22 protein-coding genes and 1 tRNA gene are annotated in these 26,118 nt (G+C 25.1%); 18 read left to right on the top strand and 5 right to left on the bottom strand.

The window, feature by feature from the left end; genetic code table 11:
* Positions 1-20: 20 nt before the first annotated feature.
* Positions 21-96, bottom strand: a tRNA-Val gene (locus tag K645_RS00705).
* Positions 97-164: 68 nt separating this feature from the next.
* On the opposite strand from K645_RS00705, the gene recG reads away from it, so the two are divergent.
* From recG to K645_RS00670, 7 genes are all read left to right on the top strand, one after another.
* A complete protein-coding gene (gene recG, locus K645_RS00700) occupies positions 165-2,249 on the top strand; it encodes an ATP-dependent DNA helicase RecG (RefSeq protein ID WP_022564968.1) in 2,085 nt (694 codons plus the stop codon).
* A gap of 8 nt (positions 2,250-2,257) precedes the next feature.
* Positions 2,258-4,390, top strand: a complete 2,133-nt coding sequence (locus K645_RS00695; RefSeq protein ID WP_022564967.1) for an ATP-dependent helicase — start codon at positions 2,258-2,260, stop codon at positions 4,388-4,390.
* Positions 4,391-4,395: 5 nt separating this feature from the next.
* Positions 4,396-5,394, top strand: coding sequence for a cation diffusion facilitator family transporter (locus K645_RS00690; protein ID WP_022564966.1), 999 nt, complete (start codon positions 4,396-4,398; stop codon positions 5,392-5,394).
* 18 nt (positions 5,395-5,412) lie between these two features.
* Positions 5,413-6,015 (top strand): DUF4290 domain-containing protein, encoded by a 603-nt coding sequence (locus tag K645_RS00685; protein ID WP_022564965.1) that lies wholly within the window; start codon positions 5,413-5,415, stop codon positions 6,013-6,015.
* A gap of 25 nt (positions 6,016-6,040) precedes the next feature.
* On the top strand, positions 6,041-7,348 hold the full coding sequence (gene murA / locus K645_RS00680; RefSeq protein WP_022564964.1) for a UDP-N-acetylglucosamine 1-carboxyvinyltransferase: 1,308 nt from the start codon (positions 6,041-6,043) through the stop codon (positions 7,346-7,348).
* A 234-nt stretch (positions 7,349-7,582) separates the two neighbouring features.
* Positions 7,583-8,065 carry a transcription elongation factor GreA gene (gene greA, locus K645_RS00675; RefSeq protein WP_022564963.1) on the top strand — a complete coding sequence of 161 codons (483 nt, stop codon included), beginning with the start codon at positions 7,583-7,585 and terminating at the stop codon, positions 8,063-8,065.
* Complete coding sequence (locus K645_RS00670) at positions 8,058-8,468, top strand: HIT family protein (protein ID WP_022564962.1); 411 nt, start codon at positions 8,058-8,060, stop codon at positions 8,466-8,468. Before greA ends, K645_RS00670 begins: the two co-directional genes overlap by 8 nt.
* A 19-nt stretch (positions 8,469-8,487) precedes the next feature.
* On the opposite strand, the gene K645_RS00665 is transcribed toward K645_RS00670, so the two are convergent.
* Positions 8,488-9,258 carry a type III pantothenate kinase gene (locus tag K645_RS00665; RefSeq protein WP_022564961.1) on the bottom strand — a complete coding sequence of 257 codons (771 nt, stop codon included), beginning with the start codon at positions 9,256-9,258 and terminating at the stop codon, positions 8,488-8,490.
* A 98-nt stretch (positions 9,259-9,356) separates the two neighbouring features.
* Here K645_RS00665 and K645_RS00660 point away from each other — a divergent pair, with 98 nt between their 5' ends.
* Both K645_RS00660 and K645_RS00655 read left to right on the top strand, forming a co-directional pair.
* On the top strand, positions 9,357-10,154 hold the full coding sequence (locus K645_RS00660; RefSeq protein ID WP_022564960.1) for an alpha/beta fold hydrolase: 798 nt from the start codon (positions 9,357-9,359) through the stop codon (positions 10,152-10,154).
* Complete coding sequence (locus K645_RS00655) at positions 10,151-10,723, top strand: 5-formyltetrahydrofolate cyclo-ligase (RefSeq protein WP_022564959.1); 573 nt, start codon at positions 10,151-10,153, stop codon at positions 10,721-10,723. Before K645_RS00660 ends, K645_RS00655 begins: the two co-directional genes overlap by 4 nt.
* Positions 10,724-10,728: 5 nt before the next feature.
* Here the strand turns inward: K645_RS00655 and rseP are convergent, their stop codons facing one another.
* A complete protein-coding gene (gene rseP / locus K645_RS00650) occupies positions 10,729-12,060 on the bottom strand; it encodes an RIP metalloprotease RseP (protein WP_022564958.1) in 1,332 nt (443 codons plus the stop codon).
* A gap of 61 nt (positions 12,061-12,121) precedes the next feature.
* Between rseP and K645_RS00645 the strand changes: the two genes are divergently transcribed.
* The gene (locus tag K645_RS00645; protein ID WP_022564957.1) at positions 12,122-12,373 is read left to right on the top strand and encodes a FeoA family protein; all 252 of its coding nucleotides are present in this window, start codon (positions 12,122-12,124) and stop codon (positions 12,371-12,373) included.
* On the top strand, positions 12,355-14,406 hold the full coding sequence (gene feoB / locus K645_RS00640; protein ID WP_022564956.1) for a ferrous iron transport protein B: 2,052 nt from the start codon (positions 12,355-12,357) through the stop codon (positions 14,404-14,406). Before K645_RS00645 ends, feoB begins: the two co-directional genes overlap by 19 nt.
* Positions 14,407-14,549: 143 nt before the next feature.
* Here feoB and K645_RS00635 read toward each other — a convergent pair whose 3' ends face one another.
* The gene (locus K645_RS00635; RefSeq protein ID WP_022564955.1) at positions 14,550-15,527 is read right to left on the bottom strand and encodes a D-alanine--D-alanine ligase; all 978 of its coding nucleotides are present in this window, start codon (positions 15,525-15,527) and stop codon (positions 14,550-14,552) included.
* A gap of 66 nt (positions 15,528-15,593) precedes the next feature.
* On the opposite strand from K645_RS00635, the gene K645_RS00630 reads away from it, so the two are divergent.
* Together K645_RS00630 and K645_RS00625 are read left to right on the top strand one after the other, a co-directional pair.
* Complete coding sequence (locus K645_RS00630; protein WP_051268225.1) at positions 15,594-16,544, top strand: PASTA domain-containing protein; 951 nt, start codon at positions 15,594-15,596, stop codon at positions 16,542-16,544.
* A gap of 6 nt (positions 16,545-16,550) precedes the next feature.
* Positions 16,551-17,543, top strand: coding sequence for an RluA family pseudouridine synthase (locus tag K645_RS00625; RefSeq protein WP_022564953.1), 993 nt, complete (start codon positions 16,551-16,553; stop codon positions 17,541-17,543).
* Between the two features lie 3 nt (positions 17,544-17,546).
* Here the strand turns inward: K645_RS00625 and mgtE are convergent, their stop codons facing one another.
* Complete coding sequence (gene mgtE, locus K645_RS00620; RefSeq protein ID WP_022564952.1) at positions 17,547-18,896, bottom strand: magnesium transporter; 1,350 nt, start codon at positions 18,894-18,896, stop codon at positions 17,547-17,549.
* A gap of 138 nt (positions 18,897-19,034) precedes the next feature.
* Here mgtE and K645_RS00615 point away from each other — a divergent pair, with 138 nt between their 5' ends.
* The 5 genes from K645_RS00615 (at position 19,035) to asnS (ending at position 26,114) form a co-directional block, all read left to right on the top strand.
* The gene (locus tag K645_RS00615; protein WP_022564951.1) at positions 19,035-21,809 is read left to right on the top strand and encodes a class I tRNA ligase family protein; all 2,775 of its coding nucleotides are present in this window, start codon (positions 19,035-19,037) and stop codon (positions 21,807-21,809) included.
* A 142-nt stretch (positions 21,810-21,951) separates the two neighbouring features.
* Entirely contained in the window at positions 21,952-23,379 is a 1,428-nt protein-coding gene (locus K645_RS00610; protein ID WP_022564950.1) for a Glu/Leu/Phe/Val dehydrogenase, read from the top strand.
* A gap of 54 nt (positions 23,380-23,433) precedes the next feature.
* Positions 23,434-24,150, top strand: a complete 717-nt coding sequence (pyrH, locus tag K645_RS00605) for a UMP kinase (protein ID WP_022564949.1) — start codon at positions 23,434-23,436, stop codon at positions 24,148-24,150.
* 4 nt (positions 24,151-24,154) lie between these two features.
* On the top strand, positions 24,155-24,709 hold the full coding sequence (gene frr / locus K645_RS00600) for a ribosome recycling factor (protein WP_022564948.1): 555 nt from the start codon (positions 24,155-24,157) through the stop codon (positions 24,707-24,709).
* Between the two features lies 1 nt (position 24,710).
* Positions 24,711-26,114 (top strand): asparagine--tRNA ligase, encoded by a 1,404-nt coding sequence (gene asnS, locus K645_RS00595; RefSeq protein ID WP_022564947.1) that lies wholly within the window; start codon positions 24,711-24,713, stop codon positions 26,112-26,114.
* Positions 26,115-26,118 lie beyond the last annotated feature (4 nt).

Genomic DNA, 26,118 nt, shown 5'->3' with positions numbered 1-26,118 from the left:
AATAATTATGTATATATATATGGACACTATCGGATTTGAACCGATGTCCTCTACTCTGTCAAAGTAGCGCTCTAAACCTACCTGAGCTAAATGTCCTTCAAAATCAACAAAATTAAGTATTTTTTAATAACTATAACAGATTATAAATAATTTACATTTCTTTTATGTCTTGTAATATTCTAAAAAAATCTTTAAAGTATTTAAAGGGATTAAGCTTGAATAAAGCATATTTATTAAACACTGAATTGAACCTTTACACATATGAAGATTTACTTTTTTTTTATCCTAAAGGATATATGCATTTGTTCACATTGAATAATATATCAGAATTATCAAATAATAATAATAATGATTTTATACGAGTATTAGGTAAAATAACCAATATTGAAGAAATAAACTATAAAAATAAAAAAGGAAAAATATTAATAGCATATTTGGAGGATAAAACAGGTTTTGTTGAATTAGTTTGGTTTAAAAAAAATAATTTTATAAGAAGCATCACAAAAAATATTACAGTAATGGTTTCTGGAAGAGTCAAATATTTTCAAAAAAAAATTCAAATTATTCATCCAAACATTAAAGAATTTTATTCTTCATCTTCAAAATCTTCAATAAAGAAAGATTCAATATTCCCTATATATTCTGTTCCTAAAAATTTAAAGGAAAAAGGAATAAATAATTCATTTATGATCAATTTATTACAAAATATTATCAAAGAATTAAAAAATAATATAAACGATTTTTTTTTTCAAGATTTTCTTAATAAAAAACTGATGTCAAGAAAAAAAGCTTTAATTCAAATTCATTTTCCAGAATCTGGTGATTTATTGCTACAAGCACAATATTCTTTGAAATTTGAAGAATTATTTTTATTAAAATTATTTTTTTTATATAAAAAAAAAGTAACATATAGTTATCCTTTTACAAAATTAGGTAATAATTTTCATACTTTTTACAAGTATTTTTTACCTTTTTCTTTAACAGTAGAACAAAAAAAAGTATTTAAAGAAATATGGCATGATTTGAAAAAACCAACTCAAATGAACCGATTATTACAAGGAGAAGTGGGGTGTGGAAAGACGATTATAGCTGTATTATCAATGCTTGTAGCTTTAGATAATGGATTTCAGTCTTGTTTAATGGCTCCTACTGAAGTTTTAGCGATACAACATTATTATTCTATAAGCAAAATGTTTTCAAAAATCGGAATTAAAGTAGCTTTATTGACAAGTTCTATTTCTGATTCTACACGAAAATCTCTTTATCACGATATCTTGACAAGAAAAATTTCTATTGTAATCGGAACACATTCTTTAATTCAAGAAAAACTTCAATTTCAAAATCTGGGATTAGCAATAATAGATGAAGAACAACGTTTTGGGGTAGAACAAAGAGAAAAAATTTGGAAAAAAGACAACAAACCTCCTCATATTTTAATTATGACGGCAACTCCTATTCCTAGGACATTAGCAAAAATTATTTATCATGATTTAAATATTTCTATTATAAAAAAATTGCCTTTAGGAAGAAAACCTATTAAAACTGTTCATTTTTGGAATAAAAATAGGGATCAAGCTTTCAAAATAATAAAAGACCAAATTTTAGAAGGTAGACAAATTTATATTATATATCCTACTATAAATACTTCTTTAAAGTATAAAAACTTAATGAAAGGGTATCAAGAAATTAAAGAAAGATTCAAAAATTTCAAAAATGAAATTGGAATTTTACATGGAGAAATGAATTTTCAGGATAAAAATATTCAAATTGATCGATTATTACGTGGAAAAATTAAAATTTTAATATCAACTACAGTTATAGAAGTGGGAGTCAATGTCCCCAATGCATCAGTTATTTTGATAGAAAATGCAGATTGTTTTGGTTTATCTCAATTACATCAATTAAGAGGAAGAGTAGGGAGAGGGATTCATCAAAGTTATTGTCTTCTTATTACTAATCATAAAATTAGTGTAGAAGGTATTTTTAGAATTAAGAAAATGTGTGAAACAAACAAAGGATTAGAAATAGCTAAAGAAGATCTAAAATTACGTGGTGGTGGAGATTTAATAGGAACTAAACAAAGTGGAAAAAGTCATTTCCGCATCATAGATTTAATCAAAGATTATAAATTAATCAAGGAAGTTTTTCCAATCGCTAGAAATTTTTTTAAAGAAAATCCTAATTTCTTGAATGAGAACAAAAATATTTTTTATGAATACTACAAAAATAAATTTAAAATTTATAAATAAGTCAATTCATGAATTATTTAAATAGTTATCAACAAAAGATTATAGAAACTATTAATGGGCCCATATTAGTTATTGCTGGAGCAGGATCAGGAAAAACTCGTGTTATTACACATCGTATTGTTCATATGATTCAAAACATAGGAATCCCTCCTTCCAATATATTGGCTTTGACCTTTACCAAAAAAGCTGCTATAGAAATGAAAAATCGTATTTATAATATGATGATGAATAGAACAGATTTTGATCAAATAACCATAGGGACTTTTCATTCTATATTTTCCAGTCTTTTAAGAAAAGAATCTCATTGGTTAGGATTAAAATCGAATTATACTATTTATGACCAGAAAGATTCAGAAAATCTTATAAAAAAAATATTAGAAAACATAAATATCAACAATACATACTTAAATTATAAAGATATAAGAAAAAAAATTTCTGAGTATAAAAATAATTTATACGACTTTAATCAAAAAAAGTTAAAAAAAGACAAGGAATTAGAGTTTTTTACGAAAATTTATAAAATTTATACAAAACGTTGTTTTCAAGCAAATGTATTAGATTTCGATGATATATTACTTCATACGAATCATTTATTTTTTTATTTTCCAAATGTTCTTAAAGCATATCAAAAAAAATTTAATTATATATTAATTGATGAATATCAAGATACCAATTTATCTCAATATACTATTATAAAAAATTTAGCTTTTCAGCATAAAAATATTTTGGTAGTAGGAGATGACGCTCAAAGTATTTATGCTTTTCGTGGAGCTAATATTTCAAATATTTTAAATTTTCATCTTGATTATAAAAATGTTAAAATTTTTCGTCTTGAACAAAATTATCGCTCCACTAATCACATAGTACAAGCTTCTAATAACATTATTTCTTTTAATAAAAATCAAATTTTTAAAAAAATATGGACAAATAATGAAAAAGGAGAAAAAATAAAAATATATTGTGCTAATTCTGAATTAGAAGAAGCAGAATATGTTGCTTCTTCTATTCTTTTTATAAAAGAAAAAACAAATTTTCAATTTGAAAATTTTGCTATTCTTTATAGAGCAAATATACAATCACATATTATAGAATATTCACTCAAAAAAAAAAACATTCCATATCATATATATGGATCCATATCATTTGAAAAACGAAAAGAAATTCGAGATTTTCTAGCTTATCTTAGAGTTATTGTGAACCCCAATGACGAAGAATCTTTATTCCGTATTATAAAAAAAATAAACACAAGAATAGTAAAAAATATATTAAACTTATTTCAAAAAAAAGGAATCGCAGTTTATAACATAATAAAAAATATTAAAAATTATCAATATTTATTAAAAATTAATAATAAAACAAAAAATAGATTTATAAGTGTAATTTCTACAATAGAAAAATTACGTATTAATATAGAACAAGATAATGCGTATATAATAGCAAAAAATGTGGTAAGTTTTTTATTAAAAGAAAATTCTAAAAATTATGATCATAAGGATTTTCAATACATACTTTATAATATATATCAACACGTCAAAGAACAAAAAAAATTGAAAAAAAATGGAGATACAAGTTTATCTGGTTTTTTGCAATGTTTTTATTTGGAAATGAATGAAAATATTGATCATAAAAAAAATAAAGTTTCATTAATGACAGTTCACTTATCTAAAGGATTAGAATTTCCCATTGTTTTTATTGTGGGACTAGAAGAAAATTTATTTCCATCCAAATCAAATTTAAAAACCCCTCTAAAAATAGAGGAAGAACGTCGTTTATTTTATGTTGCTTTAACTCGAGCTCAAAAAAAAGCAATACTCACTTATACAAAATATAGATTTATATGGGGGAAAAAAAAAGAAAATATTCCTAGTCGTTTCATTAACGAACTTCATAAAAATTTTATTGATATAAAAAATCATATAATATCAGAGAAAAAAAAAATTCGTTCTTTAAATCATTTTCATAATCATGAAAATGATAAATATTTAGGAATTAAAAAAGGAATAAAAATTTTTCACAAAGATTTTGGAGTAGGAACCATTATAGAACTACAAAATCAAAATAAAATAGCCTTAATAAAATTTCAAAAACTGGGAGAAAAAAGAATTTTGATAAAATTGAATAAACTTGTTATTTACTCATAACAATTATGGATGATTCAAAAAAAATTAAATTAAATTTTTATTATCAGAAAATAATTTTTTTTGTGGCGATTATTTTATTTTTCATAAAACTAATCACTTGGCATATAACTTCTTCCCTCTCTATATTTAGCGATGCTATAGAAAGTTTCATTAACATTATTAGTGGTTTTATTGGACTATGTAGTCTTTATATATCCTCTTTACCTAAGGATCAAAATCATCCATACGGGCATGGTAAAATAGAATTTATATCAACAGCTATAGAAGGGTTTTTAATTTTTATAGTAGGTCTTACTATTTTTACAAACACTTTTATACGTATTAAATATAATATACATGAAATTATTTTATCAAAATTAGATTATGGTTTACTTTTGATGTCTTTTACCGGAATCATTAATTATTTACTAGGCTTTTTAGCCTGTAAAATAGGACATAAAAATGGAGCTTTAACATTAATAGCTAGCGGGAAACATCTTCAAATCGATACTTATTCTACTTTTGGAATAGTTGTAGGATTAATTATATTAAATATTACCAAATGTATATGGATAGATCCTATTATTTCGATTATTTTTTCATCCGTAATTTTGTATACAGGATTCAAATTATTGAGGAATGCTGCAGCTGGAATTATGGATGAATATGATAAAAAACTTTTGAAAAAATTATCATTTTACTTAAATGAAAAAAGAGATATTTATTGGATTGATCTCCACCATTTAAAAATTATTAAATATGGGAGTGCGTTGCATATAGATTGTCATCTAATTGTTCCATGGTTTTTTAATGTCAAAGAAGCTAATGAAGAAGTAAAAAAATTAACTCAGTTAACTAAAAAAGAATTTGGATCTAAAGTAGAATTATCAGTTCACGTTGAAGCTTGTTCTAATACTCATTGTATATTTTGTTTGAATCACTTTTGTAAAGTAAGAAAAAACCTTTTTCAAGAAAAAATTCTTTGGACTTTAGATAAAACATCTTATTATAACAAAAATAAATAAATATTTAAACTTTAAACTATGGAATACAACACGAATCGTTTCAAATTGGTGATACCAGAATATGGGAGAAATATTCATAAAATGATAGACTACGCCATACAAATAAAAAATAGAAAGAAAAGAAACCGCTATGCATGGGGTATTATTAAATTAATGACAAGTTCTACTTATCCTAAATTTCATAAATCAATTCATGTTTTTCAACATAAACTATGGAACCAATTGCTTATTATGTCTAAATATCAATTAGATATTGATTCTCCTTTTCCTAAACCTAGCCCAAAAGAAATATACAATATGAATTTTTACAATAAAAAAGTAGTGTATCCTGAATATTTGACTAATTTTAGATATTATGGAAAAATAATAAGAAATATGATTCATGTCGCAATACATTGCAAAAATACACAAAAAAAAGAAGGATTATTTTATGCTATTGCTAACACAATGAAAAAAAATTATTTAAGATGGAATAAAAATATGGTGGAAGATGACATCATATTTAAAGATTTAAAAGAACTTTCAAAAGGAAAAATATGTTTAATGAATAATACAGATGCATTATTACAATGTTCTCATATTTTAAAATATAAAAAAAAGAAAAATCTTATTAATAAATAAAATTAGTTTTAAATCATTATTTATAATGGATGTTTTCAGAATAAGAGGAGGATTTCCTTTAAAAGGAGAAATTCAACCACAAGGTGCTAAAAATGAATCTTTGCAGGTATTATGCGCGGTCTTATTGACTCCAGAAAAATTGAGAATTAAAAATATTCCAGAAATAGGAGACGTTAAATGTTTAATGCAGATTATTAAATATTTAGGAGTTTTAGTCAAAAGAAATGGAATTGGAGATTATACTTTTCAAGCAAAAAATATAAATACTGAATATTTAAATACGAAAAAATTTTGTGAATATGTAAAATCTATCAGAGGATCAATTATGATTGCAGGTCCTTTACTTGCTAGATTTGGAAAAGTTTGTATTCCAATTCCTGGAGGAGATAGAATAGGAAGACGACGTTTAGATGCTCATTTAACAGGATTAAAATCATTAGGAATCAACATACATTATAAACACAAATATTTTGATTTATGTATTAAAAACAGCTTGACTGGAGGGTATATTTTAATGGAAGAGGCTTCTGTTACTGGAACAGCTAATGTCATTATGGCTGCTACTTTAGCCAAAGGAAAAACTACTATTTATAACGCAGCTTGTGAACCTTATATTCAACAATTATGCAAATTATTAAACAAAATGGGGGCAAAGATTAAAGGAATAGGATCTAATTTAATTAATATAATTGGAGTTAAAGAATTAGGGGGGGGTGTACATACCATATTACCTGATATGATCGAAATAGGAAGTTGGATTGGATTGGCTGCTATTACTTGTTCTGAAATCAAAATTAAAAACGTTAATTGGGAAAATTTAGGAATTATTCCTTACACATTTCGTAAAATGGGAATTAAATTAGAAAAAGAAAAAGATGACATTTATATTCCATCACAAAAATCTTATCAAATTAAAAAATCATTCAATAATGCAATATTAACAATATCTGACGCCCCATGGCCTGGATTGACTCCAGATTTATTAAGTATTTTAACTGTCGTAGCTACTCAAGCTGAAGGAAGTGTTTTAATTCATCAAAAAATGTTTGAAAGTAGATTATTCTTTGTAGATAAACTTATTGAAATGGGAGCTCAAATCATATTATGTGATCCTCATAGAGCTACTGTTATAGGATTAAATCATCAATCTTCTCTTAGAGGAGCGGTATTAAATTCTCCAGACATAAGAGCAGGGATCTCTCTTCTTATAGCAGCACTATCTGCCAAAGGAACTAGTATTATTAAAAATATAGAACAAATAGATAGAGGATATGAAAATATAGATAAAAGATTACGTATTTTAGGAGCAGATATTCTAAGAATAAAGGAGTAATTTTTCCTCAATTGAGTTTTAATCAAAAATATTTGATTCTTTATGTAGAAATACAAAAATTCGTAATTTTAATTTGATCAAAATTAATAATTTAACACTTTTAAACAAAGAATGATATATTTTTTGTGATACATGAAATATGTGTGTTATTTCAAAATCATATAACTTTACATATCATACCAATAAAAATAAACAAATTAAATGAAAAAGATCAAAAAATAATAACGAAAAATTATGACAAAATTTGAATATATAACTAAAGAAGGATTAGAAAAATTACAAAAAGAAATAGAAAGGTTAGAAAACATAGAACGCCCGAAAATATCTATGCAAATTGCAGAAGCTAGAGACAAAGGAGATTTATCAGAAAATGCGGAATATGATGCGATAAAAGAAGCTCAGGGTTTTTTAGAAATGAATATAGCTAAATTAAAAAAAAAATTATCTAATGCTCGTATCATAGATGGATCACAAATTAATAGAACTAGAGTTTCTATTCTTTCCACGGTAAGAGTCAAAAATTTAACCTATGGAGGAGAACAAATATATACTTTAGTTCCAGAGGGAGAAACAGATTTAAAATCTGGAAAAATATCCATAAATACTCCTATATCAACAGGATTACTTGGAAAACAAGTGGGACAAATAGCCCATATTAAATTACCCAATAAAATGATACTTGATTATGAAATATTAGAAATAGCATTTCATGAATAATAATAACATATTTCAAAAAATAATTGATGATAAAATTTTATCTTATAAAGTAGCGGAAAATTCTGATCATTTAGCTTTTTTGGATATTTATCCTATAAAAATAGGACATACTTTAGTCATACCAAAAAAAACTAATGTAGATCAAATTTTTTCTTTGTCAGAGAAAAAATTTATCTCTATTATGTCTTTCACGAGAAAAGTCGCTTTAGGGATAAAAAGAATCATTCCTTGTAATCGTGTAGGTGTATTTATTATGGGGTTCGAAATTCCTCACGTACATATTCATTTAATTCCTATGGATAAAGAAAGTGATGGAAATTTTTCCAAAAAAAGAATGATTTTGTCTTCAAAAAATTTTCTAATTTTATCAGAAAAAATAAGAAAATCCATTCAATTCAATTAAGATAAAAATGTAAATTTTTTTAATGATTCCAATGAAATAGGATTTTTAATCCTTTTATTGTATGTAATTTATCTTTTATATGAATTTTTTTTGTTAAAGGTGTATATATATGAGAAAGTCCTCCAGTAGCTATAACAAAACAATTTTTTTTCAATTCTTGATTCACCCTATTTATTAATCCTTCAACCATACTTAAATACCCATATATAATTCCACTCTGAATACATGTTTCTGTATACTGCCCTAGTATACTAGGAGGTTTTTTTAATTCAATTTGTGATAATTGCGCTGTATTTCCAATCAATGCTGTTAAAGAAGTATTAATGCCAGGAGCAATAATAACTCCTTGAAGATTTCCATATTTATCTATACAAGTTAAACTTAATGCCGTACCAAAATCAACGACTAAAGTAGGATCTTGATTGTTATATAATGTATATGCCGCTATAGCGTTAGCATACAAATCGGTCCCCAATTGATGAGAATAATGTTTTATAGGAGAAGCAGAGTTTCTATCAACTATAATAGGTTTTATTTTATGTATTTCATATAAAGATTGTTCTACGATATTTGTAAGAGGAGGAACTACTGATCCAATGACAATATTTTGTATAAATTTTGAAAAAATTCCATATTGTTGATATATGTTTCGAAATAACAAAATATATTCATCTAGTGATCTATGTGGATGACTATTAATAATCCACGAACAATTACATTCTAAATTATAATTATGATCAAATAGTCCAAAACGAAGACTGGAATTTCCAATATTTATTGTTAACAACATGGGTTACTTCATTTTTGAATGTTCAAAATGTGTTTTAAAACAAATAATTGTTTTTTTGTAACTTCATATATATTCTATTTATTATATTATTATAATATATGACTAATATTTATAAAATAAATTTTAAAATAAAAGGAAAAGGAATTCCTATAGTATTATTACATGGATTTATGGAAAGTTTAGAAATATGGAATTCCATATATTATAATATTTCGAATAAATATAAAGTTATTTTAATTGATCTTCCAGGTCATGGAAAGAGTATTCTAACATTAAAAAAAAATACAATTTTTACAATGGAAAAAGTTGCAGAAATTGTAAAAGAAACTCTAATCAAAGAAAATATACAAAAAGCGATTTTTGTAGGACATTCTATGGGGGGATATGTTGCTTTAGCAATGGCAGAAAAATATCCAGAAATGTTTTTAGGTTTATGTTTACTTCATTCTACAACAAAATCAGATACACTTGAAAAAAAGAAAAACAGGATTCAATCTATTCAATTAGCCATTTATAATTATCCATTATTTATATCCACAAGTATAAAAAAATTGTTTTATTATAAAAAATTATCTTCTTTACAAGAAGATATTTCTTTTGTGAAAAAGATAGCCTCAAATACTCATATTAATAGCATCACTTCTTTTTTAAAAGGAATGTCTATTCGAAAAGATAGAAAATTTCTGTTGAAAAAAACTAAATTTCCAAAACTATATATAGCTGGATTGTACGATTTAATTCTTGATATAAAAAATATTTATGAAGAAACTAAAAATGGAAATCAAGTTTATTTTTTAGCTATACCTACAGGTCATATGGGACATATAGAAGAACCTAAAAAAATAGTAAAAATATTAGAAAATTTTATAGATTTTTCTATAAAAGAAAGGTTATGAACAAAAAAAAATTGCGTGAAAAATATTTATGTATAAGAAAGTCTATTTCTAGAATAGAAATTATAAAAATGAGTTACGAAATTTTCTTTCATTTGAAGAAAATATTTTTTCTATGGAAAAAGACATATTATCATATTTTTTTACCTATACATGAATATAAAGAAGTAGATACATTTATTATAATTGATTTTTTATTCAAAATAGGAAAGTGTGTCACTATACCTTGTTCAAATTTTAGAAATTTATCTATAGAAAATTGTTTATTTCATAATAATACTATATTAATAAAAAAGAAATATGGAATTTTGGAGCCTATTCCTGTACATAAATCTATTGTTTCAATCTCTTTAATTGAAGTTATATTTGTCCCTTTATTAATATTCGATTTAAAAGGTTATAGAATAGGTTACGGAAAAGGTTTTTATGATAGATTTATTCCTTTATGTGAAAAAAATGTTATTAAAATAGGTTTAAGTTTTTTTTATCCCATCAAAAAAATTGAAAATCCCCATAAAAACGATTTGTTAATAGATATAGGAATAACTCCCAACCATATTTTTTTCTTTTAAAAAATTCAATAAAAAAAAACTTTGAATATATCCCAAATAATAATTAACATCATAATTAAACTAATTATTATAAATCCATAAATAGTAGAACGTTCAATAATTTCTTCATTTATTTTCTTTTTTGTTATCATTTCTATCATGATAAATAATATATAACCACCATCTAATGATGGAATAGGAAATAAATTTAAAAAAGCTAACCAAATGGATAAAGTAGCTGTTAAAGTCCAAAAAATATCCCAATTCCATTGAGATGGAAATTCTCTAGCTATAGAAAAAAAACTACCTATTTGTTTATAAGCTTTAGTTTCTATATGAAAAACATTTTTTAAAAAAAATATTTGATTTTTTAGAACATCCCAAGTTTTTTTTATTCCATGAGGAATGCTATCAAAAAAAGAATAATTCTTTTTTTCAAATAAAAAAATTTGACCTAACTCCGTAAAATTTTTTAAATAAATTCCCAAAATTCCTTTAGAATCTAAAAAAATTTCTTTTTGAATAAGTTTTCCATTTCTATTAATGGATATTAATATGTTTTCATTATTATATTTTGATAATAAATCTTTTAATTGATCAGAAAAAAGAACAAATTCAGAATTAATAGCTAATATTTCATCATTGTTTCTTAATCCATATTTTTCTGCTTTAGAATTTTTCATAACATAATTGATGATAGGAGGAACACGAGGTTTAATAAAAAAATTAAGTTCTTTTCTATCAAAAAGAAGTTTTTTTTTGTCATTATTTAATAATAATTTTACAATATTCCCCATACGATCTACAGTAATAGAATTTCCTAAAAGAATTTCCTTAGTAATATCTTGAAAATAAGGAATATACTTATCATTAACGGATAAGATTTTATCTCCATTTTTCAATCCTATTTTTTCTCCTAAAGAATCAACTTCTATCCCGTATTTAACATTTTTTGTAGGAAGATAAGTTTCCCCATATTTAAATAATAAAAAAGTAAAAATTAAAACGGCTAACAATATGTTAAAAAGAATCCCTCCAGAAATGATCAATAATCTTTTTATTGCAGATTTAGAACGAAATTCCCAATTATTAATTTTATTTTTCGATGAAATGTTTTTATCATCCATCATCATTCCAGATATTTTAATATATCCACCTAAAGGCAGCCAACCTATTCCATAAATAGTATGTCCTATTTTTTTTTTAAAAATGGAAAACCAGGGATCAAAAAATAAAAAAAACCTTTCAACTCTAACTTTAAACAATTGAGCTAGAATAAAATGACCTAATTCATGAATAACAATTAATATAGAAATACTAAGTAGTAATTGTATAGATCTAGTTAAAATTGATGACATTTATAAAATTTAAAAAATAAAAAAGATAAATTTAAATCTTTATTCCAAAATAAAATATATTTTGAATTTATCTAATCTGAAAAAAGGAGAGAAAGGAATTATTAAAGGATATAAAAATGATAATTTTCCCATAAAATTATTAGAATTAGGAGTTTTACCTGGAGTAAAATTCGAAATTCTTTTTGTTTCTATTTTTGACGATCCATTATGTATAAGATACGATCAATCTTGTTTAGCTTTACGAAAAGAAGAAGCTGAAAATATCATAATAGAACCTTTGATAGAAATTAATAAATGTCAAAAATTAAATTAGCACTTGTAGGAAACCCAAATGTAGGAAAAACTTCTTTATTCAATAAATTAACTGGACTGAATCAAAAAGTCGGAAATTATACAGGAGTTACAGTTGACAAAAAAATAGGATATTTTTATTATGAAAATATATATTATCAAATCATAGATCTTCCTGGAACTTATAGTATATATCCTTCATCTGAAGATGAAGAAGTTGTTTGCAGATTGCTAAGCAATAGAAATGAATTAGACTATCCAGATAAAATTATAGTAGTAGCAGATTCATCTAATTTAAAAAAAAGTCTTCTTTTACTTAGACAAGTACAGGATTTAGGATTCCCTGTTCTTTTTGCATTAAATATGCTTGATGAAGCAAAAAAAAAGGGAATATTCATTAATATAAAAAAATTGAAAAAATTTCTTATAACAGAAATTGTTTTGATTAACGCAAGAAAAGGAATAGGATTAAACGAAGTTAGAAAAAAAATAAAAAATTTAAATAATAAAAAAACAAAAAAAATTTATTTTTTCAATCCAGGGTCATATTATTCTCTCGCTATTAATGATGTGAAAAATAATTTTAAAGTAAATACTTACCAAGCTTGGCATTATTTAGCACATGATATAAAATTTTTAAAAGAAAAAGAAAATTATTTATTAAAAATAAAAAGGAAACATAATATTACCCCAAAAAGGTTACAAATAAAGGAAACATTAGATAGATATGAGGAAATAGGAAAATTTTTTTCAAAAATAATTTCTGAATTAATATCGGAGAAAGAAAAAACATATCTAGAATTTTCAAAAAAAATAGATAATTATTTAATTGTACATCCTTTTTGGGGTTATTTTATTTTTTTATTTTTTTTATTTTTCATTTTTCAATGTATTTTTTTTTGGTCAGAAATTCCTAAACAATTTATAGAATTATTTTTTTCTTTTATCCAAAAAAAATTATATAATTTTTATCCTGGTCCTTTAAATAATTTTTTTTTGCAAGGAATATTACCTGCAGTTAGTACTATTGTTTCTTTTATCCCCCAAATTTCTGTTTTGTTATTTTTTCTTCTTATTATGGAAGAAAGCGGATATATAAGCAGAGTTATATTTTTAATGGATCGAATTATGAGACCTTTTGGATTAAATGGAAAAAGCGTTGTCCCTCTTATTTCGAGTATAAGTTGTGCTATTCCCGCAATCATATCAGCTAGACATATAGAGAATCCAAGAGATCGTTTAATTACTATTTTAGCGACTCCTTTTATGACTTGTTCTGCAAGATTACCTGTTTATACTCTAATTATATCTATAATTATACCGGACCAAAAATGGTATTTTATTCAGCTGAGAGGAGTAGTTCTTATGGCTATGTATATCTTAGGAATCATATCTGCTTTGAGTGTTTCAATAATTTTACACCAATTTTTAAAGAAAAATTATAAAAGCCATCTTTTAATGGAGATCCCGACTTATAAAATTCCTATATTTAAAAACATATTAATTACTTTATGGATTAATCTTAAATCATTTATTATAAATGCCGGAAAAATGATCTTTTTGATTAATATATTGATTTGGGTTTTAGGAAGTTTCGGCCCTTCAGAAAATTTATCTAAAAAAAATTTTATTCTAAATGTAGAAAAAAAAGAATTACCTTATTCTTATTTAGGCTTGTTAGGAAAAAAAATGGAACCTATAATTTATCCATTAGGATATGATTGGAAAATTGGGATAGGGTTGTTGTCATCTCTTATAGCAAGGGAGGTTTTTGTAAGTACTATGGCCTCTGTGTACAGTATAGAAGAAAAAGATAATTTTTTAAAAGAAAGAATGAAAAAAGAAATATATCCTGAAACTAAAAAACCTATTTATAATTTAGCAACAGGAGTTTCTTTACTATTTTTTTATGCATTTTCTATGCAATGTATGAGCACTTTATCCATAATAAAAAAGGAAACAAAATCTTGGAAATGGCCAATCTTACAATTTATTTTTATGACTTTATTAGCATATATAGCTTCATTATTAATATATCAAACATTAAAAGAATAATAGAAAAATAAAATGTGGCAGTATATTATAATAGGTTTATTTTTTTTATACTCAATTTTTTGTTTATTTAAAAAATTGTTTAATTTTTTTTATTTAAAAAAAAATTTATGCAAAAAAAAATGCAATTGTAAATTATAAAAATTTTATTTATTCATTTTTTCAATGGAATCATATATGGTATTTCTAAACACATCGGATAAAGACATTCCAAATTCTTTCAATTGTTTTGGAAAAATGCTTTCTTCTGATAGACCTGGCACTGTATTTATTTCTAAAAAATAAGGTTCTTCATTTACAATAATATATTCTGCTCTAGATATTCCTGATAAATTTAGAAAATTATATATTTTTTTTGCTATTTTTCGTATTTTATTTTCTGTATTGGGAAACAATTTTGCCGGAGTGATTTCTTGAGATTTTCCAGAATATTTTGATTCAAAATCAAAAAAATCGTTTTGACTAATTATTTCTGTTATTGGTAAAACAATAACTTCATTCTTAAATGAAAAAACACCTACAGACACTTCTTTCCCTTCAAGAAAAGATTCAATAATAATTTCTTCATCTTCTAGAAAAGCTTTTTGTATTGCATCAAATAAATATTTTTCTTCATAAACTTTACTTATCCCTAAACTAGATCCAGATCTATTGGGTTTTACAAAACAAGGAAGTCCTACCCTTTTAAATTTTTTCTTACAAAAGACTTGATTTTTATTTAAGAAAAAAGATTCAGCTGTATTGATTCCAAAATGTTTCAACAGAGTTAAACAATATTTTTTATTGAAAGTCACATTAGCATGATGAAAACTACATCCAGTATAAGGAATTTTTAATAATTCAAGATAAGCTTGTAATATTCCGTCCTCTCCTGGGGTTCCATGTATAGCATTAAATACACAATCAAATTTTATATGCTTCATCCCGGAAATCGTAAAATCTTGTTTATTTATAGAATATTCCTTATTTTCATCATCTATCATCACCCATTTATCTTGAAAAAGATATATTTTATAAGGATCAAATTCTTTTCTGCATAAATTTTCATAAACAACTTTTCCACTTTTTAGTGAAACAATAGATTCTTTTGAATACCCTCCCATAATAATAGCTACTTTTTTCATTATTTATTTTTAATTTTATTGGTTTTTTATGAAAAAACATTTTTATTTAAATATTTATTTTTTTTTATGAATTATTCAAAATATTTTGTAATATTCATAATAAATTTTATCATTGCTATACTGATTTTATATAAAATTACTCAGTCGGCATTAAAATGGGTGGATGTTTATACAAAACATGGATCTTATGTTGTTGTTCCTAATTTAAAAGGTTTTACTTTACCTCAATCTATATCTATTTTAGAAAAATTAAAACTAAAATATAATATAGACACATCACATTATGATCCTAATTTTAAAATTAATCAAATTATTTCCTTTTCTCCAGAAGCTGGAGATCATGTAAAGGAAGGAAGGCATATATATATACAAGTTAATTTTAAATTATATCAATCTGTTTTACCTAATATCATAAATAAAAATAAACGAATAGCTATAAAATTACTTCATGCTAATCATATATCCGTTAAGGAAATCAAATATATTAATGATCTGAATAAAGATACCGTTTTAAAAGTTTTATATAAAAAAAAATCTATTCAATTTGGATATAGGTTTCCTCCTAATCAAGATGGAATTACTTTGATTATTGGAAAAGGATATGAAAAAAATAATTTAGTTGTTGTCCCTAATGTTATTGGAATGTCTTTACGTTCAGCTATTTATACTTTAAAAAATCAATTATTCGATGTTATAAATTTTTATTATAATCCCGTAATAATTAATCCTAATCAAAACGCAAAAGTATATAGACAAAAGCCTGATCCTGGAGTTATTTATGATAAAAAAAAATCTATTGAACTTTGGTTAACTTCAAAAGAATTGTTAGATCATTTGATTCAAATAGAAGAAAAAGATTCTAAGAATCAAAACCCCAAAATTCAAATAGAAGAAAAAGATTCTAAAAATCAAAATCCCAAAATTCAAATAGAAGAAAAAGATTCTAAGAATCAAAACCCCAAAATTCAAATAGAAGAAAAAGATTCTAAGAATCAAACCGAAAATAAGACAAAATAGAATGAAATGAGAAAAATTAAAATTACTGTAAATAATAATCAAAAAGAAATTCGCATTGATAAATTTTTGAAAGAAAATATAGAAAATATTAGTAGAAATCAAATTCAAAAATTAACTATTTCAGGAAAAGTTATAGTAAATCAATGTATTGTGAAAAAAAATTATAAAATAAAACCTTTAGATTTTGTAGAAATAGAAATTTCTAATATTTTAGATTATTTAGAATATAAAAACATTCTTGCAGAAGAAATAAGTCTTGATATTATCTATGAAGATGAAGATCTTATTATAGTTAATAAACCTGCAGGAATGGTGGTGCATCCAGGATTTGGGAATGATAAAGGAACGTTAATTCATGGAATTAAATATCACTTTGAGAATTCAAATTTAAACAACTTTGATTTATATAGAAGTGGATTAATTCATAGATTAGACAAAGATACATCAGGCTTATTAGTTTTAGCCAAAAATGAATATTCTAAAAAATATTTATTTCAACAATTTCAATCCAGAATAATTCAAAGAGAATATAGAGCTTTAATATGGGGAAACTTACTTGAAGAAAAAGGAGTTATAACTGGTTTTATTGGAAGAGACCCTAGAAATAGAAAAAGAATGACCATTTTTGGGAATAACGAATATCATAAAGGAAAATATTCTGTCACACATTATAAAGTATTAGAAAGATTTAAATATTTAACATATGTTTCTTGCAACATCAAAACAGGAAAAACACATCAAATAAGAGCTCATTTTAAATATTTAGGTCATCCATTATTTCATGACACTATATATGGAGGAAATAAAATTTTTATGAAAAAAAAATGTTCAAATAAAAACATAGAATTTTTTAAAACTTGTTTAAAAATCTTACCTAGACAAGCCTTACATGCTATATCTCTTTCTTTTATACATCCCAAAAATAAAAAATGTTATTTTTATTGTCCAATTCCTGAAGATTTTCAAATTGTTCTACAAAAGTGTAGAAAAATATTCTAATTATTATAATAAAGTACCATGCAAAAGAAGATAAGATATAGAAAAATATATCATTAATCCAACAACATCTACTAATGTGGCTACAAAAGGAGCTGAAGAACTAGCGGGATCTCCTCTAAATTTTTTAATTATAAAAGGTAACATTGATCCACTTAATGTACCCCATAATACCACTCCAATCAAAGAAAAAAATACCGTTAATCCTACTAATACCCAATGAGTACCATAATTAAATAAATTTATTTTGTGCCAAGCCACCACACGTATAAAACCTGTAAATCCTAAAATCCCACCTAAAAAAAAACCACAAATAATTTCTCTTCGCATTACAATCCACCAATCTTTTATTTTTACCTCTCCTAAAGCCATAGCTTGTATAATTAAACTCGCAGCTTGTGCCCCACTATTCCCCCCACTTGAAACAACTAAAGGAATGAACAAAGCGAGAACTAGAGCTTTTTCTATAACACTTGAAAATTTTTGCATAACTGTTGTAGTTAACATTTCTCCTATAAACAACAAAATTAACCATCCAGCTCTTTTTTTAATAAGTTTATATAATGGAAGGTTTAAATAAGATTGGTTTAAAGCTTCCATTCCACCTATTTTTTGAAAATCTTCTCTATAATTTTCATTTAAAACCCACAAAATATCATCTACAGTTACTATTCCCAATAAAAAATTTTGATCATCTATAACTGGAAGTGAAATTCTATTACTCATAGAAAATATTTTAGTTGCTTTTTCTTCTGTATCTGTGATATTTAAAGTATCAGTATATTGATTATTGATTAAATCAGACACTTTTGTATTTGGATCTACCAATAAAAATTCTCGTATTTTTATATCATATATTAATTTTCCTTTTTGGTCGACGACATATACAATTTCTATCACATCACTATTTTTGACTTCTTTACGGATATAATCCAAAACTTCTTGCACCCTCCAAGTTTCTTGAACAGCAATACAATATGGAATCATAAAACGTCCTACACTATTTTTAGGATATCCCAGATACGTTAAAATTTTACATTTATCTTCTGGATTTAAATATTTTATCAAATCTTTTAAAAGATTTTTTTGAATTTTTTCTAAAAAATAAATCCTATCATCTCCCGATAAATTATTTAATAATTCCATTTTCTTAATAGAAGGTACCCCTTTTATGATTTTTTTTTTTGTAGAAAAATCTAATACTCTAAAAATAGAAATTGCTTTGTATGATTTTAACAAACTAAATATTTTTACAACATCATTAGGATGGGTATGAATAATTTTTATTAGTCTATCTATAGTTTGATTATTTATAAATTTATCGTTATTTAAATAATCTTGATCCTCATTAAACATTTTTTTCTTTTTTTATGATCGGATTTATTTTCCCAATAAATAAAAAACAATTTTTTTATATTGTTCTGAAGAAATAAATTAAAATTACGTAATAAAATCATTGTAGATATTTTTTATTATGTCTTAAAAAGAAATAAAATGGAATATAATTTTCGTGAAATAGAAAAACGTTGGCAAATATACTGGAAAAAACATAATGTCTTTCATACAGAAGAGAATGAAAAAAAAAATACTACATTTAATATGTTTCCTTATCCTTCTGGAACAGGTCTTCATGTTGGGCATTGTTTAGGTTATATTGCATCAGATGTTTATGCAAGATATAAAAGAGCAAAAGGATATAATGTACTGAATCCTATAGGGTTTGATTCTTTTGGCCTTCCTGCAGAACAATATGCTATACAAACAGGAAAACATCCTTATGATACTATTATTGAAAATTCACATAGATATAAAGAACAAATGGATAAAATAGGACTTTCTTTTGATTGGAATCGAAAGCTATATACTAGTGATCCAAGTTACTATCGTTGGACTCAATGGATGTTTATTCAAATTTTCAATTCTTGGTATGATAAAAACAGTGAACAAGCTAAACCTATAGACCTTTTAATTCAAGAATTCAATAAAAACGGAAACAATTTCATCAATGCAAGTACTACATCAAGTTACAAATTCAGTTCAAAAACATGGAAACAATTTAATTCACATGAGAAGGAATCTATACTTTTGGATTATAGATTAGCTTTCTTATGTAAAAATATAGTTAATTGGTGTCCTGATTTAGGGACAGTGCTAGCGAATGATGAAATTAAAAATGGAAAAAGTGAAAGAGGGGGATATCCAGTTTACAAAAAAAAAATGTTGCAATGGCATATAAGAATTAGTGCATATGCAGAAAGACTTATAAAAGGATTAAATATTATTGATTGTTCTCAATCTTTCAAAAAATTACAATATAATTGGATAGGAAAATCAATAGGGGTTTCTATTCCACTAAAAATCATTTATCCTGTTGATAAATTTAATCAAATTGAATTATTCTTATTTCATCCAGAAATGATCTTTGGGGTAACTTTTATTATATTATCTATAGATCATCCACTTTCAGACAAAATAAGTATTTATTCCTCACATCACAAAAACGTTTTAACATATCTTACTCAAAATATAGATGAAAATACAAAAAATATTTCTGGAATTTTTACAGGAAATTATGTATTACATCCTTTTATTAGAAATAAAAGAATACCTGTTTATATCAGTGATTTTTTCACTATAAATAATCAAACCCAATCTATGGTAGGAATCCCAGGACATGAAGAAAAAAGTAAAAGATTTGCCAAAAAATTTGGGATAGAAATTTTAAAAATTTTAGATCATCATGAAAAGTGTATCAATTCTAGTTTTTTAAATGGATTAAATCGTAAACAAGCAAAAGAAAAAATAATAAAAATTTTAATAAATGATAAAATAGGAAAAACGAAAACCATTTATAAGATTCGTGATGCTATTTTTTCACGACAAAGATATTGGGGGGAACCAATTCCTATTTATTTAAAAAATAAAATGCCTAAAATAATTCCTATCAATAAGTTGCCTATTATTCTTCCAAAAATAGATAATTTTCATCCTAAAAATGGAAAATCTCCATTAGGCAGAGTTAAAAACTGGGCTTGGGATGAAAAAAATATGAAAATTGTTTCTAATATTCTTATTGACCAAAAATATGTATTTCCAATAGAAATTAGTACGATGCCTAGTTGGGCGGGATCTAGTTGGTATTTTCTTAGATATATGGATGTATATAACAGTAAATTTTTTCTTGATAAAAAAAAAGAAAGTTACTGGAAGAATGTTGATTTATATATTGGGGGATCTGAACATAGTACTGGACATTTAATTTATGCCAGATTTTGGCATAAATTTTTATTGGATAGAGGATGGATAACTACTGAAGAGCCTTTCAAAAAAATATTAAATCAAGGAATGATTTTAAGTTATTCTGCTATTATACTTAAAGTCATAGGAGAAAATACTTTTGTATCTTATGGATTAAAAAATAAGAAACATGCATATTCTTCTTTTCAAGAAGTATATGTAGATCTTTCTTTAATAAAAAACAATAATGAATTAGATATGAACAGGTTTAAAAAATGTAAACCTGAATTTTATTCATCTATTTTTATTCTGGAAAGGGGGACTTTTTTTTGTAAAAGAAAATTAGAAAAAATGTCAAAATCCAAATATAATGTAATAAATCCTGATAATGTTTATAAAAAATATGGTTCAGATGTATTTCGGATTTATGAGATGTTTTTAGGTCCTATTAATCAATCTAAACCTTGGGATTGTAAAAAAATAAACGGAATAAAAAATTTTATAAATAGATTTTGGTGTTTATTTCATAAAAATAAAATTTTTAAGGTTAGTGAAATGAATCCAACATATCAAGAATTAGAAATTTTACATAATGCTATAAAAAAAATACAAAATAAAATGCAATCTTTTTCTTGGAATACTTCTATTAGTTTATTAATGATTGTAACGAATAAATTGACTGCATTAAAATGTAATAAAAGAAAAATACTTGAACCTTTGGTTCAATTGATCGCTCCATTCGCCCCTCATATATCTGAAGAATTATGGTATAAACTAGGAAAAATAAAATCCATTTTATTTTATAGCTTTCCAACTTTTAATCCAAAGTATATAGATAAAAAGGAAATAACATATCCAATTATGTTTAATGGAAAATTCAAATTTTTAGAAAAATTTCATCCTGATACTTCAATCGATAAAATTGAAAATAAAATATTAAATCATCCTAAAACAAAAATATTTTTGAAAAAAAAAACTTTACAAAGGGTAATTATAATCCCTAAAAAAATAATAAATATTTTATTAAAATAAATTTTAAAAAAATGACTTTATATTTCAATATTTTAATCCATGCACTCATGAATTAAAATTTTATACATAAAACGTAGATTTGTACTCGATAATGTAGCATTCATTATTCTATATTCTATAGAAATGTATAAAAACTTTTTTTATGTCAAAAAACCAAAATCAAACTGGTGTATATAGTTTTTTTAATTGTATAGAAAAAAACTTTGATAAAGCTGCACGATTTATTTCTATTGAAAAAGGTCTTTTAGAACAAATCAAAGCTTGCAATGCTGTATATCGTATGCATTTTCCTGTAAAAATAGGAAAAGAAATAAAAGTGATTGAAGCATATAGAGTTCAGCATTCTCATCATAAACTTCCTTGTAAAGGAGGGATTCGATACAGTATTAAAGTGAATCAAGATGAAGTGATGACTTTAGCCGCTCTAATGACCTATAAATGTGCCATAGTCGATGTTCCTTTTGGAGGGGCGAAAGGGGGGATAAAAGTTGATCCACAAACTATATCAGCAGAAAACATAGAAAAAATCACACGCAGATATACTTCTGAATTAATTAATAAGAATTTTATTGGACCGGGAATAGACGTCCCTGCTCCTGATTATGGTAGTGGAGAAAGAGAAATGAGTTGGATTTTTGATACTTTTTTATCTTTACGTTCTGGAGACGTAGACGCATTGGCTTGTGTGACAGGAAAACCAGTATCTCAAGGAGGAGTAAGAGGAAGGAAAGAGGCTACAGGATTAGGCGTATTTTATGGGATAAGAGAATTATGTCATGTCAAAGAAGATATGTATTCTGTTGGTCTTGATGTAGGATTAGTTGGAAAAAAAATCATCATACAAGGATTAGGAAATGTTGGGTATCATGCCGCCACTTTTTTTCATGAAGCAGGGGCTATTATAATAGCTTTAGCAGAAAGAGAAGGGGCTATTTATAATGAAAAAGGTTTAAATGTATCTCAAGTTTTTTTACATTTAAAAAATACTGGATCTATATTAAATTTTCCAGAAGCAAAAAATATTGAAAATACGGAAAAGGCTTTAGAATTAGAATGTGATATTTTAATTCCAGCCGCATTGGAAAATGTAATACATAAAAATAATGCGAGCCGTATTAAGGCTAAAATTGTAGGAGAAGCTGCAAATGGACCTATTACTCCTGAAGCTGATGAAATATTAGAAAAAAAAGGAGTAATTATTGTACCTGATATTTACTTAAATGCAGGAGGAGTTACTGTTTCTTATTTTGAATGGCTAAAAAATTTAAGTCATGTACGTTATGGACGTATGGAAAAAAAATTCAGTGAAAATATGAATGCAGAATTATTACAAGTTATAGAAACGGTTTGTAAAAAAAGAATTTCAACAGAAGAAAAAAAAATTATTTTAAGAGGAGCAAGAGAAATAGATTTGGTACGTAGCGGATTAGAAGATACCATGATTAATGGATTTCATAAAATTCGTGATATAAAAAAATCATCAAAAATAGAAAATATGCGTACGGCAGCATTTGTACTGGCAATAAATAAAATTATTGATTCTTATGAAAAACTAGGAATTTTTCCATAATCATAATATCCTTATATCCTTTTTTATGAAAAAAAACGACAAAATATATTTTTCATGAAATACAAAAGATCATTATTGAAATTAAGTGGAGAAGCTCTTATGGGAGATAATGAATTTGGCCTTCATTCTTCTCGTCTTAAACAATATGCTGAAGAAGTAAAAAAAGTAGTAGATATGGGAGCTCAAGTGGCTATAGTTATTGGAGGTGGCAATATATTTAGAGGATTTTCTAAAATGAAGGAAAAAATTATAAATCGTATAGAAGGAGATTACATGGGAATGTTAGCTACCGTTATTAACGGGATCGCCTTCCAATCATATTTAGAAAATATAGGGATATGCACCTATATTCAAACAGCTATTAGAATGGATGAAATAGCGGAATCTTTTAGCAAAGATAGAGCGATACATCATCTTGAAAAAGGAAGAGTTGTGATATTTGTAGCCGGATTAGGGAATCCTTATTTTACTACAGATACAGCCGCTGTTTTACGTGCTATCGAAATAAAAGCTGATGTATTATTAAAAGGGACTAGAGTAGATGGAATTTACACAACAGATCCAGAAAAGAATAAGTATGCTAAAAAACTAAAAAATATATCTTTTGATATGGCATATCAAATGGGAATAAAAGTAATGGATCAAACAGCTTTTATTTTAGGTAATGAAAATGATTTACCGATTATTATTTTTGATATGAATAGAAAGGGGAATTTTAAAAAAGTAATTTCTGGAGAAAAAATAGGAACTATGGTTTCTAAAAAAAAATAAAATTATGGATGGATTAAATAACATTTTTTCCTCTTGTGAAGAAGATATGGAAAAGATTTTAAAACAATTGAAAAAAGAAATTTACCGTATTCGATTAGGAAGTAAATCTGTTTCTTCTTTTTTAGGAAAAATCAAGATAAAATGTTATGAAACTTTTTTTCCACTTATGGAAGTATCTAACATTTCTATTATAGATAATATGAATATTTCTATTCATTCTTGGGATCGTTCTATTATTCCAGCTATAGAAAAAGCTATTATTAATGCAAATTTAGGTATTATGCCTACCAATAAAGGGGATACTATTCATATACATTTACCCATAATTACAGAAGAAAGTAGAAAAAATTTGATGAAAAAAATCAAATTACAGATAGAACAAGCAAAAATACTTGTGAGAAAAATTCGAAAAAATAATAATCAATGTATAAAGAAATTAAAAATATCAGAAGATATTTCTAGAATAGCAGAACATCGTATACAAAAAATGACAGATGGATATATTCAAAAAATAGAGGATTTCTTTCTTCAGAAAAAAAAAGAAATATTGAACATATAAAATGATAAGAAAATATTCAATTAAAGAACTACTAAATAAAGGAAAATTTTTGATTGATCAAAAAGTATTGGTTGAGGGATGGATTCGGTCTTTTCGTTATTCTATTTTCATTATTTTGAATGATGGTTCTACAATTAATAACTTGCAAATTATCTTATCCAAAAAATTGGATAAAAAAATTATAAAAAAAATAACAATTGGAAGTTCGATTAGAGTTATAGGAATAGTCAAAAAAAGTATTGGAAAAAAACAATATATAGAACTCAAATCTTTAGATATAATTATATATGAATCAGTAGATCCAGAAATTATTCAAAAGTCTATTTTGCAACCTAAAAAACATAGTTTTGAAAAACTTCGTGAACAGGCTCATTTACGTTTCAAAACAAATATTTTTAGTTGTGTTATGCGAATTCGTCATCATATAGCGTTTTGTATTCATAAATATTTTCATGAACATGGTTTTTTTTATCTTCATACTCCAATTATTACTACTTCAAATTGTGAAGGAGTTGGAAGAATGTTTCAGATTACAACTATGAATTTAAAAAATCAACCAATTGATTATACTAAAGATTTTTTTAAATGTAAAACTTATCTCAGTGTATCCGGACAACTAGAAGCAGAAACGGCTTCTTTAGGATTAGGTAAAGTATATACTTTTGGTCCTGTATTTAGAGCAGAGAATTCCAATACATCACGACATCTATCTGAATTTTGGATGATAGAACCAGAAATTGCTTTTTATCATCTCGATGAGAACATAAATTTAGCCGAAAATTTTATAAAATTTGTTATTAAATATATTCTTGAAAATAGCATGGAAGACTTAACGTTTTTAGATCAACGTTTAGAAAAATGTAGTAAAAAAAACCGTCTTTTAGAAAAATTAGAACTTATCTTAAAATTTCCATTCAAAAGAATTAGTTATACAGAAGTCATTAAAATTTTTGATCAAGAAGAAAAGAAAAAAAACATAAAATTTTTACATCCCATTGTTTGGGGAATGGATCTACAATCGGAACATGAACAATATTTAGTGGATAAATACTTTAAAACTCCTGTAGTTATATTTGATTATCCTTGCAACATTAAAGCTTTTTATATGCGTATGAATAATGATGGAAAAACTGTTAGAGCTATGGATATTTTATTCCCTGAAATAGGAGAAATCATTGGAGGATCTCAAAGAGAAGAACGTTATGATATATTATTACAACGTATGAAAGATACAAACACTGATAAAAAAAAACTCTGGTGGTATTTAGATACACGTCGTTTTGGTTCTGTTCCTCACAGTGGATTTGGATTAGGTTTTGATCGTATAGTTCAATTTATTACAGGGATGAACAATATCCGTGATGTCATCCCATTTCCAAGAACACCAAACAATGCAGAATTTTAAAAAC

Origin of the sequence: Blattabacterium sp. (Nauphoeta cinerea) (genome assembly GCF_000471965.1) — a bacterium.
Classification (GTDB): Bacteria; Bacteroidota; Bacteroidia; order Flavobacteriales; family Blattabacteriaceae; genus Blattabacterium.
Note: the sequence above shows the minus strand (reverse complement) of the source record. Positions and strands in the feature narration are given on the sequence as shown.